General features: G+C 41.4%; 7 protein-coding genes. 3 read left to right on the top strand and 4 right to left on the bottom strand.

What is annotated here, in order from left to right; genetic code table 11:
• Nucleotides 1-118: 118 nt before the first annotated feature.
• The 3 genes from CDG79_RS27740 to clpS form a co-directional block, all read right to left on the bottom strand.
• Entirely contained in the window at nucleotides 119-535 is a 417-nt protein-coding gene (locus CDG79_RS27740) for a hypothetical protein (RefSeq protein ID WP_094344982.1), read from the bottom strand.
• Nucleotides 536-569: 34 nt separating this feature from the next.
• Nucleotides 570-1,403: a CPBP family intramembrane glutamic endopeptidase gene (locus CDG79_RS27735; RefSeq protein ID WP_094344985.1), complete on the bottom strand. Its 834-nt coding sequence runs from the start codon at nucleotides 1,401-1,403 to the stop codon at nucleotides 570-572.
• A 133-nt stretch (nucleotides 1,404-1,536) separates the two neighbouring features.
• Entirely contained in the window at nucleotides 1,537-1,818 is a 282-nt protein-coding gene (gene clpS, locus CDG79_RS27730; RefSeq protein WP_094344981.1) for an ATP-dependent Clp protease adapter ClpS, read from the bottom strand.
• Nucleotides 1,819-2,099: 281 nt separating this feature from the next.
• On the opposite strand from clpS, the gene CDG79_RS27725 reads away from it, so the two are divergent.
• Entirely contained in the window at nucleotides 2,100-2,444 is a 345-nt protein-coding gene (locus CDG79_RS27725; protein WP_189525156.1) for a hypothetical protein, read from the top strand.
• A 429-nt stretch (nucleotides 2,445-2,873) separates the two neighbouring features.
• On the opposite strand, the gene CDG79_RS27715 is transcribed toward CDG79_RS27725, so the two are convergent.
• Nucleotides 2,874-3,077: a hypothetical protein gene (locus CDG79_RS27715; RefSeq protein ID WP_094331166.1), complete on the bottom strand. Its 204-nt coding sequence runs from the start codon at nucleotides 3,075-3,077 to the stop codon at nucleotides 2,874-2,876.
• A gap of 472 nt (nucleotides 3,078-3,549) precedes the next feature.
• On the opposite strand from CDG79_RS27715, the gene CDG79_RS27710 reads away from it, so the two are divergent.
• Both CDG79_RS27710 and CDG79_RS27705 read left to right on the top strand, forming a co-directional pair.
• Entirely contained in the window at nucleotides 3,550-3,879 is a 330-nt protein-coding gene (locus tag CDG79_RS27710) for an STAS domain-containing protein (protein WP_094331165.1), read from the top strand.
• 147 nt (nucleotides 3,880-4,026) lie between these two features.
• Nucleotides 4,027-6,720: a TIGR03960 family B12-binding radical SAM protein gene (locus CDG79_RS27705; RefSeq protein WP_094344979.1), complete on the top strand. Its 2,694-nt coding sequence runs from the start codon at nucleotides 4,027-4,029 to the stop codon at nucleotides 6,718-6,720.
• The last annotated feature ends 468 nt before the right edge of the window (nucleotides 6,721-7,188 follow it).

Raw genomic sequence — 7,188 nt, 5'->3', positions numbered from 1 at the left:
ATTACTTTGATATGGCAGTTCGATGAATTAAATCTTACCCTACCTCAGATGGTGTCACTTTGTTTTCCACCTTATCGCTGATCAGGTAAGTCCTCTTGTCAATAGGTTTTGAGACGCGCTAACCCTGTGTTTGCAAGTAAGATAAAGAAACATATCTTCTTAAGAAAAACAACTGCTGCACTCCAGTGATAAATCCCCCAAAAAATCCACTGATGGAGTAAGAGAATACTGCACACATATTAGAACTATGTGTATTGAGATAATAACACAAATCACTAAAACTACCGTTAATTTGAAGTTTCCAGCCAATCAATCCATATATGATAATACCAACAATATTAGTTAATATCCACCATCTACTGAGTCCACTAATTTGCTTTCTTAATATTAACCATTGGGCTAGACCAGGCACTAATGAAGCAAGAAAATTAAATGGAAAAATAAATGGAAAGTAAAGAAGACCTACACAGAGGCTAGTAGCATTTGCTAATACCCACTGCATCCAAAAATCACTATCTGTCTGCTGATTTTTCATAAACAAATAGCTGAGATCATTAATATTTCTATTTTCATATATGACGCGATCGCTCAGTTCGCCCCCATATCCCCAAAGCTAGTACACTCATCAACAACACCCCCATCACTCCTTGCAGGGGATTATTATTCACACCAGTTACCCAATCAGGAACTTCACCAGAATATTTCACTAATTTACCCACATTAATAATGTAGTAGCCCCAAACTAAACCACCATGCAAACCAATTGGTAAACCCAAGCGTCCCCTCCGCCAACGCTTTCCCCATACTTGCGTTAACCCCAGCAGTACTAAAGCTGGAAATTGCGGCAGTGTATGAATAATTGCCTCCAAGGGTTTAATAAAGTGCAATGTAGCAAAGGCAGTTGCATCTGTCCACAGTGCCACACGCGGACTGTAATCTCGTTGTAATTCATCTAGCAACCAGCCTCGGAATAACAATTCCTCAGCAAATCCAACACCTAAGCCAACAAGTAAACCCTCTAAAACAACTTTCACCAAAAAAACTTTCGGTTGTTGCCACACCAACCAACCTAACAAACTTTCTACCCCAAAAAGGATCAGAATATTAATTATCCCCAGAGCCAAACCACGTAGTAAATCCACACCGTTTTGCCGCGTGAATTCTAAGCCATAATGCCGTAGGATTTGGGGCTGCTGGTAGACATATTTGGCCCATAATCTCAGGAGAAAAATAAACACCACATATAACAATACCAATGTCAATATACTTTCTAAGTTTGAATCATGTACTAGTAAGTATATTGGTGTAGCCAATGGCAACCATAGCAACAGTAAAGTCAAAATAAAAGCACCCAGCCTAATAGGGGCAGGGCGTTCAGCTAAACGGACAAGGTTTTTGTTCATACTAAACAAGTCAAAATAATCCGTAATTACAATCAATTTTAGCTCTGAACTTTCCACTAAATTTTTAATTTAGTGTGGGCTGCTATACCCTTGTTACTTACGAATTACGAATTACGAATTACGAATTATTTGACTATTCATCAGGTTCAATCGTGCTACTTAAACCGTGACTTATCAAGGTTTCGCAATAGAACTCAGCGTGTTCCAGAGCGCAAGTAATGACTAAAGCTAGTCCGTTAGTATGGGCTTCCATCATGATGCTAATAGCCTGGGGTTGGGTAAGGCTAGGTACAGTGGCTATTAGTGACTGTACAACATGCTCCATAGAGTTGTAGTCATCGTTATGGAGCAAAACGCGATACCGAGGCGCTAGCTTACGGGTTGTGGAAGGCTTTTGAATAGTTTCAACTGACACGGCTCTTTGCTCTTTTCTTGTTGATTCACTACTACAAAGTGTCTGTGTAGCGATCGCTTAACAGTTATTTACCTATTCTATAGTATTTCTGTTCAGATACTATGCTAGAAAAACTGCTCTACTTAGTTTGCATAGCTACTTGTGAGGCAGATGTCTGAGACATAGTTGCCGTGAGAGTGCTACCCTAATCTTACATAAGCTTCCTTAAACGTAGCGCATTTTCATTTTTAAGATTAAGGAAGTTGCAAAATAATCCTTGCCCCTGCCCAAACTCCATAATCATGGACATTAGCCTAGATTTTCTTCAACCAGGACAAATTGTGTCTTTAGAGCATGGTGACAAAAATCTGTATGCAGAAGTCATTCAATTTGTAGTTTCCCGCCAGTTGTGCTGGGTACGTCCTTTATTAATGGTTACTTTGATTCAAGAATCACCCCTAATTACCGATTTGCGTGATGCGTCTGACTTGCTTTGGCCTGCTAATTTATTTCGACAAGCATTAGACACAGAAGTAATTACCTTCTTGAGCCAAATTTTAGCAAAAGAACCAAAAACCGAACCTGATTCATTCGCCAAGCAGCAACTCAATCAATTTATTCATCAAATATGGCAAGCATCTCAATAGACATGGAGCAAAGGATATGACTGGAAGTCAGTTTATCTGGAGCGCCAACAGCCATATCGATCGTATCAACTCCCTTCGCAACGAGTTCACTCTGCTTGTGGACAATTTTAGCAAACAGATAGGGAGGACTTTTTCTAGGCGTTTAGCAAACTATATGGCGTTAAGACCCCAACCAAAACATGTAGCGCCAGTTTCTAGTCGGGGTTTAAATCCGCGTCTGAAAATGTCTTTAATTTTGAATTTTGTTAGCGAGTCCAGCGTACCCCTGCGGGGAAGCAAGCTACGCGTAGCGTCTCGTAGAGAGTGTCATTTTGAATTTTGAATTGTTATTATCCCACCTGCTTTTACTAAAACTTGTTTTACTAACTCGGAATTTTGATTACTTCAGTATTCATCAAATTCATTTGACATACCTCTATGCATAAGCAGTTAGGAATATCCAAAGCTAGGAACCAACTTAATTCTACCAGCATCCATCTCCGACATTAATAATTCCAGAGCTTCATAGTCAACATCAGAAATGTAACCCAGTTCTGTCAGTTCTGAGTTGATTTCATTTTCGATCTCAGGAGTTAGTTTTTTAATGTCAAGAGCTTTTTCTACCAATTTACGAATAGCGTACTTAGTTCTCATAAGTAATACATCCAACTGTAATACGATACTAGATTATCCCAGATATCTCTAAGTATAAAGAGCGATCAAAATACTAAATTTAATGTGATATGTATCACATTAAATTAGTTAAATAGATAATTCGCTATGACTCTGGCGTATGCCATCAGCAACGCTCAAGTGGCAGATTTAACTTACTGTTAAGACTTGGCTAAATTAGCTTGAGTTATAGACTAAGCAAGTTTTATCAGCATAGTTACTGATGATGTGTTTGCTCTATGGCTGTCTATGTTGATTGTTTTTGAACTGAGATAAAAAAAAAGTATATATGAACACATTTTAACCTGGAATTATAACAATCTTTAAACAGAGATACTAAAGAAATAAAGATTCAGCAAAGAGAGCTAAGACGTATGGTCGATGCAACAGAATAGAGTTTATGTTCAAATAATCCTTAGCTTGACGCTTCAATAATTCTCAATAGGATGTAACTATGCAAGCAGTGCTTAACTATCCCAAGATTGCAGTCATTCGCCCCCAAGGGTGTTTGAATGCTACAAACGCCTTGGAATTTGAACGAAATATGACTACAGCGTTGGCACAAAATGGTATTTCCATCTTGGTAGTAGACCTCGCAGCAGTAGAATCGTTAGACAGCGCGGGGTTGATGGCATTGTTATCTATACACAAACTAGCTCTTAGTTTAGGAAGGGGTTTCCGACTTTGCGCTGTTGCTCCGTCAATTAGAATTATTTTTGAACTAACGCAACTCGATAGAGTGTTTGAAATATTGGATGGTGAAGTTGAGTTAGCTACAACATAAACTTTATGTAAAAGCACAAAGGTCAGTTAAAAAGTGGACTTTATGTAAAGGAGTTATAAGTTACAACGATAAATTATGTTAAGAGACCTAATTAAATGCTAAGGTTTGGATTGGTAGCTGTAATTAAGGTAGCTAGAAGATAGCACAGTGGCTGTTGCAGTTGAGAAATTAATAACATCGGATATTTTAAAACCAGGGCGTTACCTTGGTAATGAGCGTTTAGCAGTACATAAAGCTTGGGATAAGGCAGCAATACGCTGGGTCTTAACCTACCCAGAAGTATATGAAGTCGGTGCATCCAATTTAGGGCACATTATCCTATACAACATCTTGAATGCTCAACCGCGTCAATTGTGCGATCGCTCCTACCTCCCAGGAAAAGACCTAGCAGGCAAACTACGCGAAACTCATACGCCATTATTTGCGGTAGAGTCAAAGCGATCGCTCACAGAATTCGACATTTTAGGTTTTAGTCTCAGTTACGAACTGGGCGCAACTAATATCTTAGAAATGTTGGATTTGGCTGGAATTCCCTTGACGTGGCGAGAAAGGCAAAAAGCAGTGGGAGAATTTACGAATCTCCAGTCTCAGTTTCCATTGATTTTTGCTGGTGGGCAAACAGCAACATCAAATCCTGAGCCTTATGCTGACTTTTTCGACTTTATCGCCCTTGGAGATGGAGAAGAACTTCTGCCAGAAATTGGTTTGGTGTTGGAAGAAGCCAAACAAGCAGGATTGAGTCGGCAAGATATATTACTGGATTTGGCACAGATACCAGGCGTATATGTTCCCCAGTTTTACGACATGGCAGAGGATGGCTCAGTTCATCCTTGTCGCCCTGACGTACCAAAACGAATTCTGCGACGGGTTGCAACTCCCATACCAGCATATTCCATTGGCTTAGTTCCCTACGTAGAAACGGTACACGACCGTTTGACCATTGAGATTCGGCGTGGTTGCACTCGTGGCTGTCGCTTTTGTCAACCAGGAATGCTGACTCGGCCAGCACGGGATGTAGAACCCGATAAGGTTGTAGAAGCAATTGAACAGGGAATGCGGGCAACTGGTTACAATGAGTTTTCCCTACTATCTCTGAGTTGTTCTGATTATTTATCCCTACCAGCAGTGGGGATGGAAATCAAAAATCGCTTAAAAAATGAAAACATTTCTCTGACTCTGCCAAGCCAACGGGTAGACAGATTTGATGAGAATATTGCCAATATCCTTGGAGGTACGCGGCAAGGTGGACTAACTTTTGCTCCAGAAGCTGGAACTCAGCGGATGCGAGACATTGTAAATAAAGGTTTGACGAATGAAGAATTATTGCGGGGAGTGAAAACCGCTTGGGAGCAAGGCTGGGATAAAATCAAGTTGTATTTTATGATTGGCTTGCCAGGTGAAACGGATGTTGATGTTTTGGGTATTGCGGAAACAGTCAGCTGGCTACAGCGAGAATGTCGGGGCAAAGGCAGAAAACCCCTGAACTTTAACCTGACGATTTCTAACTTTACGCCCAAACCCCATACACCATTCCAGTGGCACTCAGTTTCTACCACAGAATTTAAGCGCAAACAGAACCTGTTGCGGCAAGAATTCCGGCGGATGAAGGGAATGAAGGTAAATTTTACCGATGTCCGTATTTCGGCAATGGAAGATTTTGTCGGACGAGGCGATCGCAATTTGAGCAAAGTAGTCCGCCGCGCCTGGGAATTGGGAGCAGGGATGGATTCCTGGTATGAAAATTTAGATCGAGCTTTTACTGCTTGGGGAAATGCGATCGCCGGGGCCGATCTAGATTGGAAATACCGCCAAGTAGAAAATGGTGAATGGAATTTGTTTCACGCACAAGATCGGAACAGATCGGCAGATGCGGAAAATAGCCAATTCCTCACTCCTGTACAGACGCGATTAATCGCGTCTCTCTATACTCCCCACTCGCTAGATATTCCTCTACCTTGGGATCATATTGATACCGGGATTGATAAAAAGTGGCTCCAAGAAGACTTGCAACGCGCCTTAGAAGCGGCAATTGTCCCCGACTGCTCTTTTGAAGGTTGTTCTCACTGTGGCGTATGTGGAACTGACTTTGGTCATAACGTCGTAATTGAATCACCTGTCATCCCACAATTCGCCGGCGAGTTTGTTCCCAACACAACTAAAGCCCAAAGACTGCGAGTTTGGTTTGGAAAACAGGGTAACATGGCTTTGGTAAGCCATCTAGATTTAATCCGTTTGTTTGACCGAGTTGTGCGGCGAGCAGGTTTACCAATTGCCTTTACTGGTGGATTTCATCCAATGCCGCGAATTTCTGTAGCAACGGCTTTGGCTCTAGGGGCTACTAGTAGTGGTGAAATTGCGGATTTTGAGTTAACTGTACCAGTAGACATCGATACTTTTCGAGAAAAATTGGTTCGGGAAATGCCCACAGACATACCCATATATAATGTGGAGCAGATAGATTTAAAAACTCCGGCAGCGACTCAACTGCTAGAAACCGCAGAATATTTAATTACCGTAGCAGCACTTGAAGAAACAACACCTATACAATGGCAAAACTGGATTGATACCATCAAAGCCAAAGATGAGCTTTGGTACGAGCATACAACAAAGTCAGGCAAGAGCCAGTTAATAAATCTGCGCGATCGCTTATTTGAACTGGAATTAGTAAAAACCCCCAAAAGCATTGCAGAATCTATATCTGTTATTCGTTATGTAGGTAGCTATCGCCAAGATGGTTTTCTATTGCGTCCCGAACAAATCCTGTTTATGCTAGGAACAGTGGCTAGTAGAGAATTTCAACTCCTGCACATCCACCGCAATCGGCTAATTTTAGCGGTATAATCCCTGTAGGGCAGGTTGCTAGTAGTTGTCCTAACATGGCACATCGTCGGAATTGATTTTTAGCAAGGTTGCGTTAGAATGGGGTGAAGAGAAATTTTCTGGCGCTGCATTGAATTAGCTGGTTCACTACCCTGGTGTTCAGGGGGCGAAAGCAAAGATATTAGAGTGCAACTTCTAGGATTTTATCCCAGACAAACTGAGGCAGATTAAAGAACACACACTCTCTCTATAGCTACCTTGTGAATCAGTAACTAACAGCAGGCTCGGTTAGCTTCTCTAAATCCATACTTTTTCAACAACTGCTGAATGTCTAATCCACAGTATTGCCGAAGAGCTAGTGCATTACTCTTCTAGAGTTGTTCGCCCTTGGTGTTACCGTAGGGTAAGCAATTGCTGTAGGTTAAGCCAATTTGCAGACGTTCACCAGACGCGCAAAGCGCGGCTTAAAAGTAGGGTAGCAGCTGGCGT

Origin of the sequence: Nostoc sp. 'Peltigera membranacea cyanobiont' 232 (assembly GCF_002245985.1) — a bacterium.
GTDB lineage: Bacteria > Cyanobacteriota > Cyanobacteriia > Cyanobacteriales > Nostocaceae > Nostoc.
This window is presented reverse-complemented; position numbering and strand designations above follow the sequence as displayed.

Bases quoted from the DNA above. Each gene is read 5' to 3' on its own strand.
- CDG79_RS27740 (WP_094344982.1), bottom strand. From the start codon at position 535: ATGAAAAATCAGCAGACAGATAGTGATTTTTGGATGCAGTGGGTATTA.
- CDG79_RS27735 (WP_094344985.1), bottom strand. From the start codon at position 1,403: ATGAACAAAAACCTTGTCCGTTTAGCTGAACGCCCTGCCCCTATTAGG.
- CDG79_RS27725 (WP_189525156.1), top strand. From the start codon at position 2,100: ATGGACATTAGCCTAGATTTTCTTCAACCAGGACAAATTGTGTCTTTA.
- CDG79_RS27715 (WP_094331166.1), bottom strand. From the start codon at position 3,077: ATGAGAACTAAGTACGCTATTCGTAAATTGGTAGAAAAAGCTCTTGAC.
- CDG79_RS27710 (WP_094331165.1), top strand. From the start codon at position 3,550: ATGCAAGCAGTGCTTAACTATCCCAAGATTGCAGTCATTCGCCCCCAA.